The organism is Luteimonas arsenica (assembly GCF_004352825.1).
GTDB classification, from domain to species: Bacteria; Pseudomonadota; Gammaproteobacteria; order Xanthomonadales; family Xanthomonadaceae; genus Luteimonas; species Luteimonas arsenica.
This window is the reverse complement of sequence record NZ_SJRW01000002.1, coordinates 314,915-334,939: the sequence shown is the minus strand read 5'-3', so window position 1 is coordinate 334,939 and position 20,025 is coordinate 314,915. Positions and strand designations below refer to the sequence as shown.

Annotated in this window: 18 protein-coding genes; 7 read left to right on the top strand and 11 right to left on the bottom strand. The window is 70.5% G+C overall.

The window, feature by feature from the left end; genetic code table 11:
* Nucleotides 1-24: 24 nt before the first annotated feature.
* Both mdoH and E2170_RS08980 read right to left on the bottom strand, forming a co-directional pair.
* Nucleotides 25-1,944: a glucans biosynthesis glucosyltransferase MdoH gene (mdoH, locus tag E2170_RS08985; protein ID WP_133000332.1), complete on the bottom strand. Its 1,920-nt coding sequence runs from the start codon at nt 1,942-1,944 to the stop codon at nt 25-27.
* On the bottom strand, nt 1,932-3,467 hold the full coding sequence (locus E2170_RS08980; protein WP_207914960.1) for an OpgD/OpgG family glucan biosynthesis protein: 1,536 nt from the start codon (nt 3,465-3,467) through the stop codon (nt 1,932-1,934). The genes mdoH and E2170_RS08980 overlap by 13 nt, the downstream gene beginning before the upstream one ends.
* A gap of 152 nt (nt 3,468-3,619) precedes the next feature.
* On the opposite strand from E2170_RS08980, the gene E2170_RS08975 reads away from it, so the two are divergent.
* Nucleotides 3,620-4,879, top strand: a complete 1,260-nt coding sequence (locus E2170_RS08975) for a TerC family protein (protein WP_133000331.1) — start codon at nt 3,620-3,622, stop codon at nt 4,877-4,879.
* Nucleotides 4,880-4,948: 69 nt separating this feature from the next.
* Here the strand turns inward: E2170_RS08975 and E2170_RS08970 are convergent, their stop codons facing one another.
* Nucleotides 4,949-5,542 (bottom strand): YceI family protein, encoded by a 594-nt coding sequence (locus E2170_RS08970; protein ID WP_133000330.1) that lies wholly within the window; start codon nt 5,540-5,542, stop codon nt 4,949-4,951.
* A gap of 315 nt (nt 5,543-5,857) precedes the next feature.
* Between E2170_RS08970 and E2170_RS08965 the strand changes: the two genes are divergently transcribed.
* The 3 genes from E2170_RS08965 to E2170_RS08955 are packed head-to-tail and all read left to right on the top strand — an operon-like array spanning nt 5,858 to nt 7,727.
* Nucleotides 5,858-6,565, top strand: a complete 708-nt coding sequence (locus tag E2170_RS08965) for a pirin family protein (RefSeq protein ID WP_133000329.1) — start codon at nt 5,858-5,860, stop codon at nt 6,563-6,565.
* Nucleotides 6,566-6,580: 15 nt separating this feature from the next.
* Entirely contained in the window at nt 6,581-7,165 is a 585-nt protein-coding gene (locus E2170_RS08960; protein ID WP_133000328.1) for a cytochrome b, read from the top strand.
* A 4-nt stretch (nt 7,166-7,169) separates the two neighbouring features.
* Nucleotides 7,170-7,727: a YceI family protein gene (locus tag E2170_RS08955; RefSeq protein ID WP_133000327.1), complete on the top strand. Its 558-nt coding sequence runs from the start codon at nt 7,170-7,172 to the stop codon at nt 7,725-7,727.
* Between the two features lie 36 nt (nt 7,728-7,763).
* Here E2170_RS08955 and E2170_RS08950 read toward each other — a convergent pair whose 3' ends face one another.
* The 7 genes from E2170_RS08950 to dtd all read right to left on the bottom strand — a co-directional run bounded on the left by E2170_RS08950 (nt 7,764) and on the right by dtd (nt 16,053).
* Nucleotides 7,764-8,660, bottom strand: a complete 897-nt coding sequence (locus E2170_RS08950) for a pirin family protein (protein WP_425477873.1) — start codon at nt 8,658-8,660, stop codon at nt 7,764-7,766.
* A gap of 81 nt (nt 8,661-8,741) precedes the next feature.
* Nucleotides 8,742-9,851, bottom strand: coding sequence for an alkene reductase (locus E2170_RS08945; protein ID WP_133000325.1), 1,110 nt, complete (start codon nt 9,849-9,851; stop codon nt 8,742-8,744).
* Between the two features lie 140 nt (nt 9,852-9,991).
* The gene (gene fabB / locus E2170_RS08940; protein WP_133000324.1) at nt 9,992-11,200 is read right to left on the bottom strand and encodes a beta-ketoacyl-ACP synthase I; all 1,209 of its coding nucleotides are present in this window, start codon (nt 11,198-11,200) and stop codon (nt 9,992-9,994) included.
* A gap of 2 nt (nt 11,201-11,202) precedes the next feature.
* Nucleotides 11,203-11,715 carry a 3-hydroxyacyl-[acyl-carrier-protein] dehydratase FabA gene (gene fabA, locus E2170_RS08935; protein ID WP_133000323.1) on the bottom strand — a complete coding sequence of 171 codons (513 nt, stop codon included), beginning with the start codon at nt 11,713-11,715 and terminating at the stop codon, nt 11,203-11,205.
* Nucleotides 11,716-12,208: 493 nt separating this feature from the next.
* Entirely contained in the window at nt 12,209-13,597 is a 1,389-nt protein-coding gene (locus E2170_RS08930) for an MBL fold metallo-hydrolase RNA specificity domain-containing protein (protein WP_133000322.1), read from the bottom strand.
* 81 nt (nt 13,598-13,678) lie between these two features.
* Nucleotides 13,679-15,556, bottom strand: a complete 1,878-nt coding sequence (gene rpoD / locus E2170_RS08925) for an RNA polymerase sigma factor RpoD (RefSeq protein ID WP_133000321.1) — start codon at nt 15,554-15,556, stop codon at nt 13,679-13,681.
* 56 nt (nt 15,557-15,612) lie between these two features.
* Nucleotides 15,613-16,053, bottom strand: coding sequence for a D-aminoacyl-tRNA deacylase (gene dtd, locus E2170_RS08920; RefSeq protein ID WP_133000320.1), 441 nt, complete (start codon nt 16,051-16,053; stop codon nt 15,613-15,615).
* Between the two features lie 46 nt (nt 16,054-16,099).
* On the opposite strand from dtd, the gene E2170_RS08915 reads away from it, so the two are divergent.
* The 3 genes from E2170_RS08915 to E2170_RS08905 are packed head-to-tail and all read left to right on the top strand — an operon-like array spanning nt 16,100 to nt 19,057.
* Nucleotides 16,100-17,026: a lauroyl acyltransferase gene (locus E2170_RS08915; RefSeq protein ID WP_133000319.1), complete on the top strand. Its 927-nt coding sequence runs from the start codon at nt 16,100-16,102 to the stop codon at nt 17,024-17,026.
* Entirely contained in the window at nt 17,023-17,514 is a 492-nt protein-coding gene (locus tag E2170_RS08910; RefSeq protein ID WP_133000318.1) for a PH domain-containing protein, read from the top strand. Before E2170_RS08915 ends, E2170_RS08910 begins: the two co-directional genes overlap by 4 nt.
* Complete coding sequence (locus E2170_RS08905; RefSeq protein ID WP_243708129.1) at nt 17,492-19,057, top strand: PH domain-containing protein; 1,566 nt, start codon at nt 17,492-17,494, stop codon at nt 19,055-19,057. Before E2170_RS08910 ends, E2170_RS08905 begins: the two co-directional genes overlap by 23 nt.
* A gap of 18 nt (nt 19,058-19,075) precedes the next feature.
* On the opposite strand, the gene E2170_RS08900 is transcribed toward E2170_RS08905, so the two are convergent.
* On the bottom strand, nt 19,076-19,996 hold the full coding sequence (locus E2170_RS08900; RefSeq protein ID WP_207914959.1) for a glycosyltransferase family 2 protein: 921 nt from the start codon (nt 19,994-19,996) through the stop codon (nt 19,076-19,078).
* Between the last annotated feature and the right edge of the window lie 29 nt (nt 19,997-20,025).

Genomic DNA, 20,025 nt, shown 5'->3' with positions numbered 1-20,025 from the left:
TGACGCTGGTGCTGCGGTTGTGCGTCAGTCCGCCGGCGGACCGTGCTCCTCGCGCAGCCGGGTCGCACGCACCAGCACCGGCGGCGGCGCCAGTTCCTCGGGCGTCACGAAGATGCGCCGCCGGCGCAGCCATTGTCCGGCCGCGCGCGACGCGCCCAGGGCAACGATCGGGATCGCAAGCAGCAGGCCCAGCACGACCGGCGACATCCAGGCCAACAGCATCGGCGAGACCATCCACGCGGCCACGGCCGCCACCACGCCCGCCAGGGTCAGCCCGCCGTACAGGCGCAGCAGTTCGCGCAGCGGCAGCGTGCCGTCATCGCGGCGCTGAGACTCCCAGCCCGAGTCCTTGCCGGCCAGCACCTCGGCCACGCCACGCGACTGCACCCACATCGTCACCGGCGCCATCAGCGCGGCGAGCAGGGTCTCCAGCAGCATGCCGACGAAGGCGCGCCAGGCGCCGCCGCAGCCGCGGCGCATCGCCGGATCGATCACGGTGGCCATCCAGCCCATCAGCTTCGGCGCCAGCAGCATGGTCATGGTGACGATGAAGACGCCGACGAAGCGGTCGCCGTCCTGCTCGCGCCAGTACGCAGTGGGCGTGAAGCCTTCGATCGAAAGCTGCCCCCACGAGAAGCCCTCGTGCAGCAGCGGGATCGAAACGCCGATCAGCATCAGCATCGCCCACATCGGCGCGGTGAAGTAGTGGCCGATGCCGATCAGCAGATGCCAGCGGCTGACCCAGTGCAGGCCGCGCGCGGGCAGCACGCCGCCGTGCTGCAGGTTGCCCTGGCACCAGCGGCGGTCGCGCACCAGCATGTCGGTCAGCGAGGGCGGGCCCTCCTCGTAGCTGCCCGGCAGGCCCGGGATCATGTGCAGCGCCCAGCCGCCGCGGCGCATCAGCGCGGCCTCGACGAAATCGTGGCTGAGCACGGTGCCGGCGAAGGGCTTCACGCCGCGAAGTTCCGGAAGCCCCGCGCATTCCGCAAAGGCGCGGGTGCGGATCATGGCGTTGTGGCCCCAGTAGTTGCTTTCCGCGCCGTGCCACCAGGCCACGCCATAGGCGATCACCGGGCCGTAGACGCGGCCGGCGAACTGCTGCATCCGCGCGAACAGGGTGTTGCCGTTGACGATCACTGGCAGGGTCTGGATCAGGGCCACGTCGTCGTGGCGCTCCATCGCCGCGGCCAGGCGGACGATGGTGGCGCCGTCCATCACGCTGTCGGCGTCGAGGATCAGGAACTGCGGCCAGGCGCCGCCCCAGCGCCGCACCCAGTCGGCGATGTTGCCGGACTTGCGCTCACTGTTGTCGTCGCGCAGGCGGTAGTGCACGCGCGCCCCCGTGCCCAGCCGCGCGCGCAGCGCCATGAACGCGGCGGCTTCGGCGGCCTGGATCTCCGGCCTCCGGGTATCGCTGAGCACGAAGAAGTCGAAGCGCCCCAACTGCCCGCTGGCGGCCAGCGATTCGTGCATCGCCTGCAGGCCGGCCATCAGCCGCTCGGGATCCTCGTTGTAGATCGGCATCAGCAGGGCGGTCGGCGTGGTCACCTCGGGCAGCGGGCCATCGGCGCTCATGCCCATGCGCAGCGGGCGCCGCTGCAGCAGCAGGACGAAACCGGCGACGGCACCGACGAAGGCCTGCACGATCCAGGCGAACAGGGCCACGAACAGCACCAGCAGCGTGCCTTCCAACACGTCGATGCCGCCGCCGCGCAGCAGCCACCACATCTGGTAGGTCGCGATCGTGGTCAGCAGCGCGGCGCCACCGATCACCGCGAAACGGCGCCAGGCCATGTTCGGCGGCGTGGTCGGGCGCGGCGGGTTGGCCAGCTCGCCGCGGTCGAGCGACTGCACCGGCATCGCCATCGGCGACTCCGGCGGCAGCGGCGGCAATGCAGCGGCGGCGCCCTGCGGAGTGGCGGCACCCACGGTCATGCCGTCCATCGCGAGAGCCAGGTTTCCGAGAGGCGTCCACCCGCGCCTTCCAGCCACAGGCGCATCTCGACCGCGGGCGCGTCGCCGGGTTCGAGTTCGAAGCCCACGCGCCAGCCGCCGGCGGCGGGATTGCGGTAGGCCACGGCGTTGCCCAGAGCGCCCGCGCTGGCCGAGGCCTGCACCTGCACCGCGCCATCGGCATCGGGCAAGGCATCGCCGGCGAAGTCGACGAAGTACTGGCGACCCTCGCGGCCGTCCAGCGCCCCGCTCCGGGTGGCCACCACCTGCGCCAGCGACGGATTCCCCGCATAGGCCGCGCCCCAGTGCAGGCGGTAGCGCCAGCGATGCTCGCGGCCCGGCGCCAGCGGCGCGCGCGGGCGCCAGAAGGCGACGATGTTGTCGGCGTACTCGTTGGCAGTGGGGATTTCGACCAGGTGCACCTCGCCCTCGCCCCAGGGGTCGAGCGGCTCCACCCGGCAGCCCGGCCGCTTCTCGTAGCCGGCCTCCAGGTCCTGGTAGTCCTCGAAGCGGCGCTTGCGCTGCATGAGCCCGAAGCCGCGCGGATCGCGGTCCTGGAAGCCGCTGTGTTCGACGTTGCGCGGGTTGCGCAGCGGCCGCCAGGCCTGTTCGCCGCTGCCCGCGAGCAGGACCAGGCCGTCGGAGTCGTGCACCGCCGGGCGCGGATCGTCGATGCCCGCGCGGTCGTGGGCATCGAACTCGAACATGCTGGTCAGCGGCGCGATCCCGGCCGTGGCCAGCTCCACGCGCGGGTACAGCCGGGCGTCGACGTCGAACACCGTGTCCGTGCCGGGCGTGATCGCGAAGCGGAAGGCGCCGGCGACGCTGGGCGAATCGAGCAGCGCATGCACGACGACCTCAGCCGCGCCCGGTGCCGGCGCCTCCAGCCAGAACGCGCGGAACACCGGGAACTCCTCCGGCCCGGGATCTCCGGTGCCCAGCGCCAGGCCGCGCGCGGACAGGCCGTAGCCCAGGCCGCGCGCGACGGCACGGAAATAGCTCGCGCCGAGGAAGGCGGCGATCTCGTCGAGCACGCCGGTGCCATGCACGTCGCCGTGCAGGCGGAAGCCGGCGAAGCCGATGTCGGCGCCCTCGGCCGGCGCGGGCACGCCGTGGTCGAAGCGGAACAGCGAAGGCGAGTACGCGAACGGCCGGCTGCGGCCCGCTTCGACCACGTGCATGTCGACGCGGTCCAGGAACATGTAGCCGCGGTGGAAGAACTGGGCCTCGAAGCCGCGCCCCTCGCCGTGCCACAGCGCATGCGCGGCGTCGTAACGATAGTCGCGGTAGCTGTCGTAGCCGATGCCGGCCAGCGCCGCCGGCAGCTCGCGCGAAGGCGGCGCGTAGGCGTTCGCGGCCAGCGCGGCGGCCAGCGCCGGCACGGTGCGATCGTCGAACGCGCCATCGGTCGCGGCCGCCATCCCGGCGTCGCGGGCGAACGCGCGCAGGGGCAGCGCCGTGGCGAACGGCAGCGCGAGGCCGGCCAGCAGGAGTTCTCGTCGATGCAAGGGCATGCGGGGGTCGGGGGAGATGGCGGCGGAATATATCGTGCGGCCGCGGCATGCCTTCACGCATGGATAACGAGCCCGCGGCCGCCGCCCCGGCATGACGCCGGCCCAACGCCCCGCGTGCGATGCTCGGGCACCTGCTGGCCCACGGGATTCCGATGCCGACGACCACCCCGCTCGTCTGGGAAGCGACGATCGCCCTGATCATCGGCCTGCTGGCCTTCGACTGGTTCTTCCACGTACGCAAGGCGCACGCGCCCAGCCTGCGCGAGGCCACGGTGTGGTCGGCGCTGTACGTCGGCATCGCCCTGCTGTTCGGCGTGGCGGTCTGGGTCCTGGGCGGCCCGCGCATGGGCGCGGAGTACTTCTCGGGCTACATCACCGAAAAGGCGCTGTCGATCGACAACGTCTTCGTGTTCCTGGTGATCATGTCGAGCTTCAAGGTCCCCCGCGAGGACCAGCAGAAGGTGCTGCTGTTCGGCATCACCTTCGCGCTCATCGCGCGCACGGTGTTCATCCTGCTGGGCGCGGCGCTGATCGAACGCTTCTCGTGGGTGTTCTACCTGTTCGGCCTGGTGCTGCTGGTGACCGCGGGCCACCTGCTGGTGCCCGACGACCACGATCCCGACAAGCCCAACATCGTCGTGCGCATCGTGCGGCGGCTGTTCCACGCCAGCCCGCACTACGACGGCGACAAGCTGTTCACCACCTGGCAGGGCCGCCGCGCGCTCACGCCGATGCTGCTGGTGATGCTGGCCATCGGTGGCACCGACATCCTGTTCGCCTTCGATTCGATCCCGGCGATCTTCGGACTGACCCAGAACGTCTTCATCGTCTTCACCGCGACCGCGTTCTCGCTGCTGGGCCTGCGCCAGCTGTACTTCCTGGTCGGCGGGCTGCTGGAGCGCCTGGTCTACCTGTCGCTGGGCCTGGCGGTGATCCTGGCCTTCATCGGCGTGAAGCTGGTGCTGCACGCCCTGCACGAGAACAACCTGCCCTTCATCAACGACGGCGAACCGGTGCCGGTGATCGAGATCGAAACCGGGGTCTCGCTGGTGGTGATCGTGGCCATCCTGCTGTTGACCGTGGTGGCGTCGCTGTCGAGCCCGAAGGGCAAGGCGAAGGTGGCGGTGTCCGCCCTGCGCACGCGCGTGGCCGACTACCTGTCGCTGGGCAGGGACGCGCCACCGGTGCTGCGGCGCTCGGCCTTCGAAGGCATGGTCGCGGCGCAGGCGCGGGTGCAGGCGCTGGAACCACGCTTCAAGGCGCTGGTGCAGCGGCCCGACGCGCTGCAGAACGACCTGGACCGCGCACACCGGGCACATGCCGCGGCCACCGGCACGGCGCCCGCAACCGGCAGACTGGGCTTGCCGCCTGCGGCAACAGGCGACGACGACGACCGCGATCGCGCGGATTGACGACCGCACGCGTAAAGGCCGCCGCACCCTTCGATGCGGCGGCCCCGTTGCACGCGCGTCGCGGGCGGTTTACTCGCCCTGCTTGGGCACCGAGGCTTCGGTGGTGATGCGCAGCTGCACCTCGTCGCTGACGTTGGGCGCGTACAGGCCCAGGTCGAAGTCGGTGCGCTTGATGGTGGCCACCGCGTCGAAGCCGGCGGTGGGTTGCTTGCTCATCGGGTGGGCGGCGACGCTGTTGATGGTGGTGTCGAGCACCACGGGCCTGGTGATGCCCTTGATGGTCAGGTCGCCGGTGATCTTCAGCTTGCCCTCGCCCGCGGCCTCGACGGCGGTGCTCTTGAAGGTTGCCTGCGGGAACTTCTCCACGTCGAAGAAATCGGCGTTGCGCAGGTGGTCGTCGAAGGCCTTCACGTGCGAGGACAGGCCGGCCAGCGGCAGCACGACCTCGACGCGGGAGGCGGCGACGTTGTCCGGGTCATAGGTGATCGTGCCTTCGACCTGGCCGAAGTGGGCGATCGGGTTGGAGAATCCGAAGTGGTTCCACTGCGCGACCACGTCGGTGTGGTTCGGGTCGATGGTGTAGGTCACAGGGGCGGCGAAGGCCGCGGCGGAGGCGGTGGCGAGGGCGGCGGCGAGCAGGGCGCGCTTGAAATGACGGGACATGGCAGGCTCCAGATGGGTTCGGATGGAATGGGGATGCGGGGGGCTCGATGGGGACCGCCGGCGGCGGGCATCAACCGAGGCCGGCAGTGTATCGTTCTGAAAATGCGTATTTACTACTCTTTTCGGAACGAATGATCGCATCTACGGAACAAAAGACCTTGCAGCTGCGGAACTGCGCAGGCACGCCGTGGCGCCAGCAATAACATCATAAACAGAACAATAACTGCCATTTGTGGCTGTTTATTCTGTTTTGAAGATCAATCAAGCTCCTCCCCGTCGCGGCGCTGCCGCATACGGACACCGGAGCCTAGCACCATGATCAGCCTGCGCCCCGCCAACGAACGCGGCCACGCCGACCACGGCTGGCTCGACTCCTGGCACAGCTTTTCCTTCGCCGGTTACAACGACCCCCGCCACGTGCACTGGGGCCCGCTGCGCGTGATCAACGAGGATCGCGTCCAGGCCGGCCAGGGCTTCGGCACCCACAGCCACCGCGACATGGAGATCATCAGCTACGTGCTCGATGGCAGCCTGGCGCACAAGGATTCGATGGGCAACGCCGCCAGCATCGTCCCCGGCGAGGTGCAGCGCATGAGCGCCGGCACCGGCGTCACCCACTCCGAGTACAACCACGAGACCGACCGGAGCACCCACTTCCTGCAGATCTGGATCATCCCCGACACCCAGGGCATCGCGCCCGGCTACGAGCAGAAGGCCTACACCGAGGCCGAGAAGCGCGGCCGCCTGCGCCTGGTCGCCAGCCCGGACGGCAGCGACGGTTCGGTGCGCATCCACCAGGACGCCCGCATGCACGCGGGGCTGTTCGACGGCGACGAGCACGCTACGCTGGACATCGCGCCCGGCCGCCTGGCCTATGTGCACCTGGCGCGCGGCAAGGCGGTGGTCAACGGCAGGGCCCTGTCCGCCGGCGACGCCCTGCTGTACGCCGACGAGCCGCGCGTGGAGATCGAGCGCGGCGCCGACGCCGAGATCCTCGTGTTCGACCTGCCACGACTTCACTGACACGGAGCCGAAGCCATGCAACTGAAGAATTCCGACCGCCGCTGGGGCGCCGTCAGCAAGCTCCTGCACTGGGCGGTCGTGATCCTGATCGCCTGGATCGCATGGCTCGGCCTGACCATGGTCGACATGCCGCCCACTCCGGCCAAGATCAACGCCTATGCCCTGCACAAGTCGCTGGGCCTGACCCTGCTGGCGCTGGTCGCGCTGCGCCTGGCCTGGCGCCTGTACGCGGGCGCGCCGGAGCCGGTGCCGGGCACGCCGAGCTGGCAGGAGCGCATCGCCACGGTGACGCACTGGGCGCTGTACGCACTGATGTTCGCGATGCCGGTCAGCGGCTGGCTGTTCAACTCGGCCTCCGGCTACCCGCTGCAGTGGTTCAAGCAGTTCAATCTGCCGGCCATCGCCGGGCGCAGCGAAGACCTCGCCGCGACCGCCATCCAGGTGCACGAATACGGCTTCTGGCTGCTGCTCCTGCTGGTGCTGGCGCATGCCGGCGCCGCCTTCTACCACCACCTCTTCCAGGGCGACGACACCCTACGCCGCATGCTGCCCTCGCTGCGCCGCGACGACCCGCCCGCCCGACCCGATACGGAGAACTGATCCCATGCACGTCCGCAACCGCATCCTTCCGCTGGCGCTGGCCGCCGCCTTCGCCGCCGCACCCGCGGCCGCCGCCGACTACGTCCAGGCCTCGGGCGCGCTGAGCTTCGCCAGCGAGTACCAGGGCGAAACCTTCGTCGGCCTGTTTCCCGACTTCAGCACCACGCTCAGCTTCGACCCCGCCGCGCCGCAGGACGCGAAGCTGGACGTCAGCATCCCGCTGGCCAGCGCCGACACCAAGAACGGAGAGCGCGACGGCACGCTGAAGACCGCCGACTTCTTCAACGTCTCGAAGTTCGCCACCGCCCGCTACACCGCCACTGGCTTCCGCAGCATCGGCGACAACCGCTACGTCGCCGACGGCACGCTGGAACTGCGCGGCGTGAAGAAGACGGTGCCGCTCACACTCACCTGGACCCCGGGCGAGCGCCCGGTGCTGTCGGGCAAGGCCACGGTGAAGCGCCTGGACTTCGGCGTCGGCGCCGGCGACTGGGGCGACCTGTCGATCATTCCGAACGATGTCGCGGTGTCGACCCGGGTGACGTTCCGCCCCGCGCCCTGAGCGCCTGCCTGCTGCAACGCGGGTCGCGGCAACGGACTAGGACATCGGCTCGGGTTCCCGCGGCGTGCCGATCTTGGGCGGTAGCGGGATGAACTCGTCGTTGTCGAGGTCGGGCAGCTTCATCCGCCCCGCCGCCCAGTCGGCGCGGGCCTGCTCGATGCGCTCCTTCGACGAGGACACGAAGTTCCAGTCGATCCAGCGCGGCCCGACCGGCTCGCCGCCGAGCGCCATGACCACCGCATCGCCGAGCGCGGCGATGGTCGCCGCCTTGCCCGGCGACAGCACCGCCATGCTGCCGGCGTCGACCCGCTGGCCGTCGATCTCCACCTCGCCGCTGGCGACGTAGACCGCGCGTTCGCTGTACTCCGGCGGCAGCGGCGCGCGCGCACCGGCGCGCAGCTGCCAATGCACGTAGAACTGCGGCGAATCCACCGCCACCGGTGATTCCACGCCCGCGAGGCGCCCGGCGATCAGGCGCCCGACGATGCCGTCGCCGTCGAACAGCGGCAGCGAATCGCTCGCGTAGTGCCAGAAACCCGGATCCATTTCCTCGCGCTCGTCGGGCAGCGCCACCCAGGCCTGGATGCCGTCCATCGGGCCACCGTGGGCGCGCAGCTCCTCGAAGCGCTCGGAATGGGTGATGCCGCGGCCGGCGGTCATCCAGTTGACCTCGCCGGGACGGATCGCCTGCTCGGAACCGAGGCTGTCGCGGTGCATGATCTCGCCGTCGAACAGATAGGTGATCGTCGACAGTCCGATGTGCGGGTGCGGGCGCACGTCGGCTTCGCGCGGCAGGCCCGGCGCCAGGTCCTTCGGGCCCATGCGGTCGAAGAAGACGTAGGGTCCGACCATGCGCCGCTTCGCGTAGGGCAGCACGCGGCCGACTTCGAAGGCGCCGAGGTCGCGGCGGCGCTGCTGGATGACGAGTTCGATCATGTCGCGGCTCCCGGTGGTGATGGTGGCTGGCGAGGTGTTCGTGGCCCGATGATCGCACCGTCGGCGCGCCGGCGGTGGTCAGGCCGGTTCGGGCTCGCGGCGATAGGCGGGATAGTCGGTGTAGCCGACCGCGCCGCCGCCGTAGAAGGTGGCGGTGTCGCCCTCGGCCAGCGGCCAACCGTTGCGCAGGCGCTCCACCAGGTCGGGGTTGGCGATGAAGGGCCGGCCGAAGGCGACCAGGTCGGCCAGGCCGCCCTCGAGGTCCGCCGCCGCGCTTTCCCGCGTGTAGTTCCCGGCCAGGATCAGCGTGCCGCCCCAGGCTTCGCGGAAGGCCCGCAGGAAATCCTCGCCGGCGGACGCCATGATCGCCGCGCGGTTGCTGAGGTGCACATAGGCCAGGCCGCGCGTGGACAGCTCGCGCGCCAGCGCCAGCCAGGTCTCGGCTTCGCCCTCGAAGGCCGGCATGTCGAAGACGCGGTTGAATGGCGACAGCCGGATGCCCACGCGATCGCCGCCGATGGCGGCCACGACCGCATCGACCGTCTCGATCACGAAGCGCAGGCGGTTGCCGATGTCGCTGCCACCGTAGGCGTCGTCGCGGGTATTGAGCCCGCCGTTGATGAACTGCTCGAACAGGTAGCCGTTGGCGCCGTGGATCTCGACGCCGTCGAAGCCGGCCTCGATCGCGTTGCGCGCCGCGGCGACGAAATCGCCGGTGATCCCGGGGAGCTCGCCTGCGGCCAGTGCGCGCGGCGTGCTGGCCGGCATCTGCCCCGGCGTGCCGTCCTCGCGGTAGCCGTAGGCCTGCACGCCGGCGGCAGCCTTGGCCACCGCGCTCACCGGCGCGCGCTCGCCCGGCTGCAGCGAACAGTGCGACAGCCGGCCCACGTGCCAGAGCTGCGCGAACACCGCGCCGCCGGCGGCGTGCACAGCATCGGTGACCGCCTTCCAGCCGGCGACCTGGGCCTTCGTGTGCATGCCGGGCGTGAACAGGTAGCCGCGCCCCTGCTCCGAGACCTGCGCGCCCTCGGTGACGATCAGGCCCGCGCCCGCGCGCTGCGCGTAATAGGTCGCGGTGAGCGCGTCGGGCACGGTGGTGGTGGCGCGGGAACGGGTCATCGGCGCCATGACGATGCGGTTGCGCAGCGCCAGGCCACCGAGGTCGCAAGGTTCGAACGGGAGGTTCACGGGACAGGTCCAATCGCTTGTGGTGACGTAGGCATCCAATCTACGTCGCCGCCGCGGAATGCGAAGGCCCAGCCGTGGAATGATGGGTTCCGGACGCGCTGTACCACGGCACCGCGCGGGTGCCGGGTACGCACGACGCGTCAGACCCGCGCGAACACCAGGGTGCCGTTGGTGCCACCAAAGCCGAAGCTGTTCGACATCACCGTGTCCAGCTTCGCCTCGCGGCTTTCGCGCACGATCGGGTAGCCCTCGGCGCGCGGATCGAGCTGGTCGATGTGCGCCGAACCCGCGATGAAGCCGTCGCGCATCATCAGCAGGCTGTAGATCGCCTCGTGCACGCTGGCCGCGCCGAGCGAGTGTCCGGTCAGCGCCTTGGTCGAGGACAGCGGCGGGATCGCGTCGCCGAAGGCCGCGCGCACCGCTTCCAGCTCCACGATGTCGCCCAGCGGTGTCGAGGTGCCGTGGGTGTTGAGGTAGTCCACCGGTGCGGTCACGTTCGCCAGCGCGTTCTGCATGCAGCGCACCGCGCCCTCGCCGCTGGGCGCGACCATGTCGGCGCCGTCGGAGGTCACGCCGTAGCCGACCAGCTCGGCGTGGATGGTCGCACCGCGCGCCTTCGCGTGCTCGTACTCCTCCAGCACCAGCATGCCGCCGCCGCCGGCGATGACGAAGCCGTCGCGACCGGCATCGTAGGGGCGCGAGGCCACCGCAGGCGTGTCGTTGAAACCGGTGGACAGCGCGCCCATGGCGTCGAACATCACGCTCATGGTCCAGTGCTCTTCCTCGCCGCCGCCGGCGAACACGATGTCCTGCGCACCGTGGCGGATCAGGTCCGCGCCGGCGCCGATGCAATGCGCGGACGTGGCACAGGCCGCGGAGATCGAATAGCTCAGGCCGAGGATGCCGAAGGCGGTGGCCAGGGTGGCCGAGACCGTCGAGCACATCGTGCGCGGCACCATGTACGGCCCGACCTTGCGCACGCCCTTTTCGCGCAGCAGGTCGGCGGTGGCGACCTGCCATTCGGCAGAGCCACCGCCGGAGCCGGCGATCACGCCGACCCGCGGATCGCTGACCTGCTCCGCCGACAGCCCTGCATGCGCGATCGCGTCGCGCATCGCCACCCAGGCATAGGCCGCGGCATCGCCCATGAAGCGCTTGCGCTTGCGGTCGATCTCCGCGTCCAGGTCGATCACCGGTACGCCGGCGACCTGGCTGCGCAGGCCCAGCTCCGCGTATTCCGGCACCGCGGTGATGCCGCTGCGACCCTCGCGCAGCGCGCGCGAGACTTCATCGAGCTTGTTGCCGAGGCAGGAAACGATGCCCATCCCGGTCACGACTACGCGGCGCATGTTCAGTCCTCGAGGTTCTTGAACAGACCGACCCGCATGCTGCTCACCTGGTAGATCTCGTTGCCGTCGACGAAGGTGCGTCCGTCGGCGATCACCAGCGGCACCTTGCCGCGCATCACGCGCTTGATGTCGATCTCGTAGCCCACCTTCTTCGCCGTCGGCAGCACCTGGCCGGAGAACTTGAGTTCCCCGCAGCCCAGGGCGCGGCCGCGGCCGGGCTCGCCCAGCCAGGGCAGGTAGAAGCCGGCGAGCTGGAACATCGCGTCCAGGCCCAGGCAACCCGGCATCACCGGGTCGCCGAGGAAGTGGCAGTCGAAGAACCAGAGGCCCGGATCGATGTCGAGCTCGGCCTTGATGACGCCCTTGCCGTAGGCACCGCCCTCGCTGGCGATGTGGGTGATGCGGTCCATCATCAGCATCGGCGGTGCCGGCAGGCGGGCATTGCCCTCGCCGAACATTTCACCCCGGCCGCAGGCCAGCAGCTGCTCGCGGTCGAGCGAAGAGGGACGCGTCATGGGACTCCTGGTGGCATGCGGCCGAAGGGCCGGAAAAGACCACCATTTTTAACACATCCGGGCGTCCACCTTCTCGATTCCGGGCGTGTTTCCCCCCGGAATTCAGTGCGTTGGCGTATGGTGCGCGTGTTTTGGTGGGCCCACCAGGACTCGAACCTGGAACCAAGGGATTCGCGTGGTCCGGAGGTTTCCCCCCGGCGCGGACTATCTCTTCACCCTCCGCCGTGGCGGGTGGGGTGCGGGACGCTCGAGCCTGTGATCAAGGGCACTGCAGCCCTCAGGTAGTCTCTGCACCTTCCGGCGGTGTACCTCCGGCTTGGCTCAGGATTGCCACCGTCCGCGCCAGGCGCGCCGCTGAGGTTTCCCTGAGTTCATCCCGTTCCCGTCCGCGCATTACTGCGCGGCGGCACCTTTCGATGAGTCCCCTGCTCTAACCATTGAGCTATAGGCCCGTAGGCAGGGATCTTACCGATTGCGCCGCCGCCGCGCTCCCTCAGAGCTCGATCTGCTCACCATACCCCGGCAGCCGCGCCTCCACCCCGAACTCCGCCCGCACCCGCGCCGCCAGCCCCTCGCGCCCGCGCGCCTCGCCGTGCACCAGCACCAGCGGCGGCCCGCCTTCGATCGCGCCGTACCACGCCGCGAGTTCGTCCTGCCCCGCATGCGCCGACAGGCCGCCGACGGTGTGGATGCCCGCGGCCACGCGGATCTCCTCGCCGTGGATGGTGACCCGCTCCGCCCGGTCCACCAGCCGGCGCCCGAGCGTGCCCTCGCCCTGGTAGCCCACGATCATCACCCGGCACTCCCGGCGCCAGAGGTTGTAGCGGAAGTGGTGCAGGATGCGGCCGCCGTTGCACATGCCGCTGCCGGCGATCACCAGGGCGCCGCGGCGGATCGCGTTGATCCGCATCGACTCCTCGGTGGATACGGTCTCGCGCAGGTTGGGCAGCAGCTCGCGCAGGCTGCGGCCGGCGAACAGCGGGCGCGCATCGTCCTTGAACAGGCCGTCGTGGCGCAGGTGCACGTCATTGGCCTGGATCGCCATCGGGCTGTCGACGAACAGCAGCCAGCGGTCGAGCTTCCACGCGTCGTAGTGCTGCGCGAACAGGGTCAGCAGCTCTTGGGTGCGGCCGATCGCGAAGGCGGGGATGAGCAGGTTGCCGCCCGCTTCCCAGGCGCTGTCCAGCACCTCGCCGATCTCGCGCAGGGTGACGGCGCGGACGCGGTGGTTGCGGTCGCCGTAGGTGCTCTCCAGCAGCACCAGGTCGGCGCGATCGGGCGGCCGCGGCGGGGGCAGCATGCAGCTGTCGTCCTGGCCGAGGTCGCCGCTGAAGGCGACGCGGCGCCTGCGCCCGTCCTCTTCGAGGTCCAGGACCACGCTCGCGGCACCGAGGATGTGGCCGGCGGGCAGCAGGGTCGCGCGCACGCCCGGCGCGACCTCGGTCGGCGCGTCGAATTCCAGCGGGCGGAACCGGCGCAGCGTGGCCTCGGCGTCCTCGCGGGTGAACAGCGGTTTCACCAGGCCCTTGCCGGCGCGCTGGCGGCGCCGGTTCTCGCGCTCGGCGTCGGCCTCCTGCAGGTGGGCGGCGTCGCGCAGCAGCACGCGCGCGAGGTCGATGGTGGCCGGGGTCGCGAAGACCGGGCCGCGGAAGCCGCGCCGGACGAGGATCGGCAGCCGGCCGCTGTGGTCGACGTGGGCGTGGCTCAGGACCACGGCATCGAGCGAGGCCGCATCGAAGGGAAAGGGGTCGCGGTTGTGCGCCTCCTCTTCGCGCCGCCCCTGGAACAGGCCGCAGTCGAGCAGCACCGCACGGCCGCCGACGCGGACAAGGTGGCAGGAGCCGGTGACGCCGCCGGCGGCGCCCTGGAAGCTGATGTCCATCGCGGCACGCTATCGCGTCCGCCGCGAAAATGGAAAAGGCGCACCAGGTGCGCCTTCTCCTCCACTACGCCACCGCGGCGCTCACTCGATGTCGAGGAAGCTCCGCAGCTGCTCCGAGCGGCTCGGGTGGCGCAGCTTGCGCAGCGCCTTCGCCTCGATCTGGCGGATGCGCTCGCGGGTGACGTCGAACTGCTTGCCGACTTCCTCGAGGGTGTGGTCGGTGTTCATGTCGATGCCGAAGCGCATGCGCAGCACCTTGGCCTCGCGCGGGGTCAGGCCGGCGAGCACGTCGCGCACGGTTTCCGACAGGTTGATGTCGGTGGTGTTGTCGATCGGGGACATCACGTTGGTGTCCTCGATGAAGTCGCCCAGGTGCGAGTCCTCGTCGTCGCCGATCGGGGTCTCCATGGAGATCGGTTCCTTGGCGATCTTCATGACCTTGCGGATCTTGTCCTCCGGCATGTCCATTTCCTTGGCCAGCTCCTCCGGCGTGGCCTCGCGGCCGAACTGCTGGAGCATCTGGCGGGAAATGCGGTTCAACTTGTTGATCGTCTCGATCATGTGCACCGGGATGCGGATGGTGCGCGCCTGGTCGGCGATCGAGCGGGTGATCGCCTGGCGGATCCACCAGGTGGCATAGGTCGAGAACTTGTAGCCGCGGCGGTACTCGAACTTGTCGACCGCCTTCATTAGGCCGATGTTGCCCTCCTGGATCAGGTCCAGGAACTGCAGGCCGCGGTTGGTGTACTTCTTGGCGATCGAGATCACCAGGCGCAGGTTGGCCTCGACCATTTCCTTCTTGGCCTTGCGGGCCTTGGCCTCGCCGTAGGCCATGGCGCGGTTGATCTCGCGCAGGTCGGACAGGGTCACCATCATCGCCTTCTCGATGGCGAGGGTGGCTTCCTGCTCGGCGATGATCTGGTCCTTGACCTCGCGCAGGCCGCTGGCCCACTTCTGCTTGCGCTTGAGCAGCTCGTCGACCCATTCGAGGTTGGTCTGGTTGCCGTCCCAGGCGCGGATGAAGTCCTTGCGCGGCATCTTGGCCACGCGCGTGGACAGGTCGAGGATGCGGCGCTCGTGGTCCTTGATCTCGCCCACCACGTCGCGCAGCTTCCTGACCAGCACGTCGGTCAGCGGCAACGGCAGCTTGAAGCTGGTGAAGGTGGTGGCCATTTCCTCGCGCAGCTTCAGCGCCGGCTTGGCGGTCGGGCCACCCTTGGCCACGGCCTTCTGGAACTTGGCGTAGGCGGCGCCCATCTCGTCCATGCGGCGCGCGACCTCGACCGGGTCGGGGCCGGTGGGCGCGGGCTCGTCGCTGGAGCTGTCGTCGTCGTCGTCGTCGGAATCGTCGGAGTCGTCGTCCGAACCCGAGGCATCGGCGGTGCCGGCGTTGTCGTTCGCGGCCGCGGCCGGCGGCTCCGGATCGTCCAGGCCGTCGGTGAAGCCGACCACGATCTCGGCCAGGCGCTTCTTGCCGGCCTTGTGCAGCTCGTAGTCCTCCAGCAGCATCTCGACCGACCACGGGAAGCTGGCCAGGGCGGCGCCCATCTGGTTCAGGCCTTCCTCGATGCGCTTGGCGATGGCGATCTCGCCCTCGCGGGTCAGCAGCTCGACCGTGCCCATCTCGCGCATGTACATGCGCACCGGGTCGGTGGTGCGGCCGCCCTCGCCGTCGAGCGCGGTCAGCGTGGCCGCGGCCTCTTCGGCGGCGGTGTCGTCGACGTCGCGGTTGCCGCCGGAGTCGCCGGAGAGCAGCAGCTGTTCGGCATCCGGGGTGCTTTCGTGCACCTCGATGCCCATGCTGTTGATCATGCCGATGATGTCTTCGATCTGCTCCGGATCGACCAGGTCGTCGGGCAGGTGGTCGTTGACCTCGGCATAGGTCAGGTAACCCTGCTCGAGCCCCTTGGAAATCAGGAGCTTGATGTCGGACTGCGGGGCAGGACGCTCGTTCGCCATGTGGCGCGCACCGTAGGAAAAAGTGAACCCGTAATTATACCATCCTGCGCGGGGGCTCAGCTACGCAGCAGGAAGGTGACCGGACCGTCGTTGGTAAGGCTTATCGCCATATGGGCCCCGAAGCGGCCAGTTTCCACCCCCCGGGGGTGAAGTCGGCGACATTCGGCCACCAGCGCACTGAACGTGCGTTCAGCCTCGGCCGGCGGCGCGGCGGTGCTGAAGCCCGGGCGCAGGCCGGAACGGGTGTCCGCAGCCAGGGTGAACTGGCTGACCAGCAACAGGCCGCCTCCGGTGTCGGCCAGCGAGCGGTTCATGCGCCCTTCGTCGTCGGCGAACACCCGGTAGGCCAGCAGGCGCCGGGCCATCTTCCCGACCTCGGCCGCGCCGTCGCCGGGTTCGATCCCGGCCAGCACCAGCAGCCCGGGGCCGATCGCGCCGACGGTTTCGCCTTCGACCTCGACGCTGGCATGGGTCACGCGCTGCAGAAGCAGGAGCATCGGCGGGCGTCCTCTGGGCGATGAACAGGCCGGCTAGACTCTCGCCATGACCGACCTCCTCGCAAGCCTGCTGTACGCCATCGCCGCCCTGGTGGGGCGGCTGCCGTGGCCGCTGCAACGCGCGCTGGGCGATGGCCTGGGCTGGCTGGTGCGCCGGACCGGCGCCCGCGAAAGCGTGGTCGCCCTGCGCAACCTGGAGCTGGCGCTGCCCGGCCTCGACCCCGCCGCCCGCGAGGCGCTGCACCGCAAGACGATGCGCACCACCGGCCGCCAGGCGGTCGAGACCCTGCGCCTGTGGACCCGGCCGCACGCCGACAACCTGGCCCTGATCCGCGAGCGCCACGGCGAGGACCTGTTCGACGCCGCCCTCGCCTCGGGCAGGGGGCTGATCGTGGCCGCACCGCACCACGGCAACTGGGAGCTGCTCAACCAGTGGCTGGCCGCGCGCACGCCGCTGGCGATCCTGTACAAGCCGCCGGAGTCGAAGGTCGGCGAAGCCTTCCTGCGCAAGGTGCGCGCGGACACCGACGCCGGCCGGGTCACCCAGGTCCGCGCCGAGGGCCCGGGCATCCGCCAGCTGTTCAAGACCCTGAAGGACGGCGGCGTGGTCGGGATCCTGCCCGACCAGCAGCCCAAGGCCGGTGACGGCGAGTTCGCGCCCTTCTTCGGCGTGCAGGCGCTGACGATGACCCTGCTGTCGCGGCTGGCCGAGCGCAGCGGGGCGACGGTGCTGTTCTGCTGCTGCGAGCGCCTGCCGGGCGACGACCTGGCCTATGCGCTGCGCATCGATCCGGCGCCCCCGGGGATCCACGACCCCGACACCGCGGTCTCCGTCGCCGCGCTCAATGCCGGCGTGGAGCACATGGCGCGGCGCGCGCCGGCGCAGTACCAGTGGACCTACAAGCGCTACACCCTGCGCCCGCCGGGCAGCGGTGAAACCAACCCCTACCGCGACCTGGAGATCGGGCGATGACCGACGATGCCGGCTGGCAGCCCCTGCCGCCCCGCGCGCGAACGATGTTCCTGATCACCCACGTGCTGGGCTGGTCGGTGCCGGTGGTGCCTGCGCTGGTCCTGGTCGGGCGCCTGCTGACATGGCCCTGGCCGGCATTGCCGGCGGCGCTGGCGGCCCTGGTGCTGCTGCCGGCCTGGGGCCTGTGGCTGGCGCTGCGCCGCTACCGGCACACGCGCTGGCTGCTCGACGACACTGGCTTCGGCTACCGCCGCGGCCGCATGTGGCAGGTCGAGACCCGGGTGCCGCGCACCCGCGTGCAGCACGTGGACCTGAAGCACGGGCCACTGGAACGGCGCTTCCGGCTCGCCACCCTGGTGGTGCACACCGCGGGCACGCGCGACAGCGCCGTGGCCGTCTCCGGGCTGGACGCCGACGAAGCCGCACGCCTGCGCGACCAGCTCGCACGCCAGGTGGACAATGACGATGATGCACACGCCGTCGCCTGAGGATCCCGCGCACCCTGCGCCCGCAGGCGGCGACGCGGCGCCGGCCCCGTCGACCGGCCACGAGCGCCGCCTCCACCCCTGGTCGTGGCTGTTCGTGCTGCTGCAGCAGCTGCGCCAGTTCATCGTGCCGCTGCTGGTGCTGGTGTTCCTCGGCCGCGGCGACAGCTACGCGCTGTGGCCGCTGGTGGGCGTGGCCGCGCTCGCCGCGGCCTCGGTCTGGAAGTACTTCACCTACCGCTACGAGGTCGAAGCCGACCGCCTGGTGGTGCGCGACGGCCTGCTCGAGCGCAACGTCCGCCAGGTGCCGTTCGCGCGGATCCACAACGTGGCCCTGCACCAGAACCTGCTGCACCGCGCCTTCGGCGTCGCCGAAGTCCGGCTGGAGTCGGCGGGCGGCACCAAGCCCGAAGCCGAGATGCGCGTGCTACGCATGGGCGAGGCGCTGGCGCTGGAGCGGCTGATCCGCACCCGCGGCTCCACTGCCGCAACCACCACCACCGACAACCCGGCCGGCATCGACGACGGCGATGACGCCGGCCGGCTCATGCTCCAGCTCCCCTTCGGCGAACTGGTGCGTCTGGGCCTGGTGAGCAACCGCGGCATGGTGGTGGTGGCCGGCGCCTTCGCGGTGGCGTGGCAGGCGCTGCCCGACCGCATGCTGGCCGACCTGGTGCGCGAGTTGCTCGGACAGGTGATGGGCCACGTCGGGACCCTCGCCCATGGGGTCGCGGGGCGTGCACTGGCGGTGGCGATGGTGGTGGTCCTCGCCATGGCGCTGCTGCGGCTGCTGTCGATCCTGCTGGCGCTGACCCAGTACCACGGCTTCAGGCTGCTGATGCAGGGACGCCGCCTGACGGTGGAGCGTGGCCTGCTCACGCGCCTGCGTACCAGCGTTCCGCGGCGGCGCATCCAGGCCTGGACCCTGCGCGAAGGCCTGCTGCACCGGTTGCTGGGACGGCGTTCGCTGCACGTGGACACCGCCGCCGGCGCGGGCGAGGGCGGCGAGCAACGCGGCCTTCGCGAGGTCGCGCCGATCGCCACGCCCGAGGCCTGCGACACCCTGGTGTGCGAGGTGCTTCCAGGCGCGGCCTGGCCCCCGCCAACCTGGCAACGCCTGCATCCACGGGCCTGGTTGCGCCTGGCGCTGCCCGGCGTCGCGCTCTCGATCCTGGCTGCGGGGGGCGCCTGCTGGCATTTCGGCCCGCCGGGCCTGGCCATCCTGGCCTGGGCACCGTGGGCCACGTTCGTCGCACGCCGGCACGCCGGCCTCGCCGGTTACGCGCTGGACGGCCGGCTCGTCGCGGTGCGCGCCGGCTGGTGGTCGCGGCACTGGCGCTTCGCCGAGATCGACAAGATCCAGGCGCTGCGGCTGGAGCAGTCGCCGCTGGACCGCTTTTTCGGGATGGCTACGCTGTGGCTGGACACCGCCGGTGCCCGGCCCACCACGCCGTCGCTGCGCCTGCGCTTGATGCCCCTGGCCGAGGCGCGCGCCCTGCACCGCCACCTGGCGGCGGAGTTGGCGCACATGCCGCTGCGCTGGTAGCCGATCTGGCCCTCGCCGTCAGGCCGCCGCGGGCACCGGCGTGGCCGGCGCAGCGCCTGGTCTGATCCCGAATCCGGTCCAGGTGCGCCCGCTGCGCCGGGTTTCCGCGCGCAGGGCCCGGTTGAAGGCGATGCTGTCCTCGGTGGCGTAGCCGCGCGGATGGTCGAGGTGGACCACGACCGCGCGATGGCGGATGCGCTTGCCGCGAATCCCGGCGTTGGCCAGGCGCTCGCCGAATTCACGGTCCTGGCCGCCGTAGCGCATGCGCTGGTCGAAGCCGTTCACCGCCAGCACATCGCGCGCCCAGCCCGAGGCGTTGTGCCCGTTCCAGCTCGCGCGCGCAGTGCTGACCAGGTCGAGCAGGCGCGCGACGCCGGGGCCCGCGGTGAGCTTGCGGTCGCGGTGCGAGCGCGGCATGTCATGGGCATGCAGCCAGCCGGCGTCGAAGCAGCGCTGCGCGCGGATGTCCTTCGCGGTGATCGCCCGGCTCGTGGCCATCGGAAGCTTGTGGTAGCCGCCCGACAGGAAGCGCCCCGGCTCTCGTTCCCGCAGGTGGGTGGACACGAAGTCCGCGCGCGGGATGCAGTCGCCGTCGGTGAACACCAGGTAGTCCGAGCGCGCGGCGCGGATCGCCATGTTCAGGGCCTCGCACTTGCGGAAGCCCTCGTCGGGCTGCCAGAGGTGGCGGACCGGCATCGGCAACAGCGGCCGCAGCGCGCGAAGGCGCTCGGCCGTGCGCTCGTCGCTGCCGTCGTCGGCCACCAGCACTTCGAAATCGTCGCGGTCCTGGGCGGCGAAGCCGAGCAGCACCTTCTCCAGCCAGTCTGGCTGGTTGTAGGTGGTGAAGATGATGCTGGCGGCGGGCACGGACTCCATCCGCGGCACCATCGCCGGCGCAGGTGACAGCACGGCGACGCCCGGACGACCGACAGGTTGCAATCTTCCATGCCGATACTCCCGCCACGCCC

What these genes read in the sequence shown, in the direction of transcription:
- mdoH (WP_133000332.1), bottom strand. Translation starts at nt 1,944, where the DNA reads ATGGACGGCATGACCGTGGGTGCCGCCACTCCGCAGGGCGCCGCCGCT.
- E2170_RS08980 (WP_207914960.1), bottom strand. Translation starts at nt 3,467, where the DNA reads ATGCCCTTGCATCGACGAGAACTCCTGCTGGCCGGCCTCGCGCTGCCG.
- E2170_RS08975 (WP_133000331.1), top strand. Translation starts at nt 3,620, where the DNA reads ATGCCGACGACCACCCCGCTCGTCTGGGAAGCGACGATCGCCCTGATC.
- E2170_RS08970 (WP_133000330.1), bottom strand. Translation starts at nt 5,542, where the DNA reads ATGTCCCGTCATTTCAAGCGCGCCCTGCTCGCCGCCGCCCTCGCCACC.
- E2170_RS08965 (WP_133000329.1), top strand. Translation starts at nt 5,858, where the DNA reads ATGATCAGCCTGCGCCCCGCCAACGAACGCGGCCACGCCGACCACGGC.
- E2170_RS08960 (WP_133000328.1), top strand. Translation starts at nt 6,581, where the DNA reads ATGCAACTGAAGAATTCCGACCGCCGCTGGGGCGCCGTCAGCAAGCTC.
- E2170_RS08955 (WP_133000327.1), top strand. Translation starts at nt 7,170, where the DNA reads ATGCACGTCCGCAACCGCATCCTTCCGCTGGCGCTGGCCGCCGCCTTC.
- fabB (WP_133000324.1), bottom strand. Translation starts at nt 11,200, where the DNA reads ATGCGCCGCGTAGTCGTGACCGGGATGGGCATCGTTTCCTGCCTCGGC.
- fabA (WP_133000323.1), bottom strand. Translation starts at nt 11,715, where the DNA reads ATGACGCGTCCCTCTTCGCTCGACCGCGAGCAGCTGCTGGCCTGCGGC.
- E2170_RS08930 (WP_133000322.1), bottom strand. Translation starts at nt 13,597, where the DNA reads ATGGACATCAGCTTCCAGGGCGCCGCCGGCGGCGTCACCGGCTCCTGC.
- rpoD (WP_133000321.1), bottom strand. Translation starts at nt 15,556, where the DNA reads ATGGCGAACGAGCGTCCTGCCCCGCAGTCCGACATCAAGCTCCTGATT.
- dtd (WP_133000320.1), bottom strand. Translation starts at nt 16,053, where the DNA reads ATGCTCCTGCTTCTGCAGCGCGTGACCCATGCCAGCGTCGAGGTCGAA.
- E2170_RS08915 (WP_133000319.1), top strand. Translation starts at nt 16,100, where the DNA reads ATGACCGACCTCCTCGCAAGCCTGCTGTACGCCATCGCCGCCCTGGTG.
- E2170_RS08910 (WP_133000318.1), top strand. Translation starts at nt 17,023, where the DNA reads ATGACCGACGATGCCGGCTGGCAGCCCCTGCCGCCCCGCGCGCGAACG.
- E2170_RS08905 (WP_243708129.1), top strand. Translation starts at nt 17,492, where the DNA reads ATGATGCACACGCCGTCGCCTGAGGATCCCGCGCACCCTGCGCCCGCA.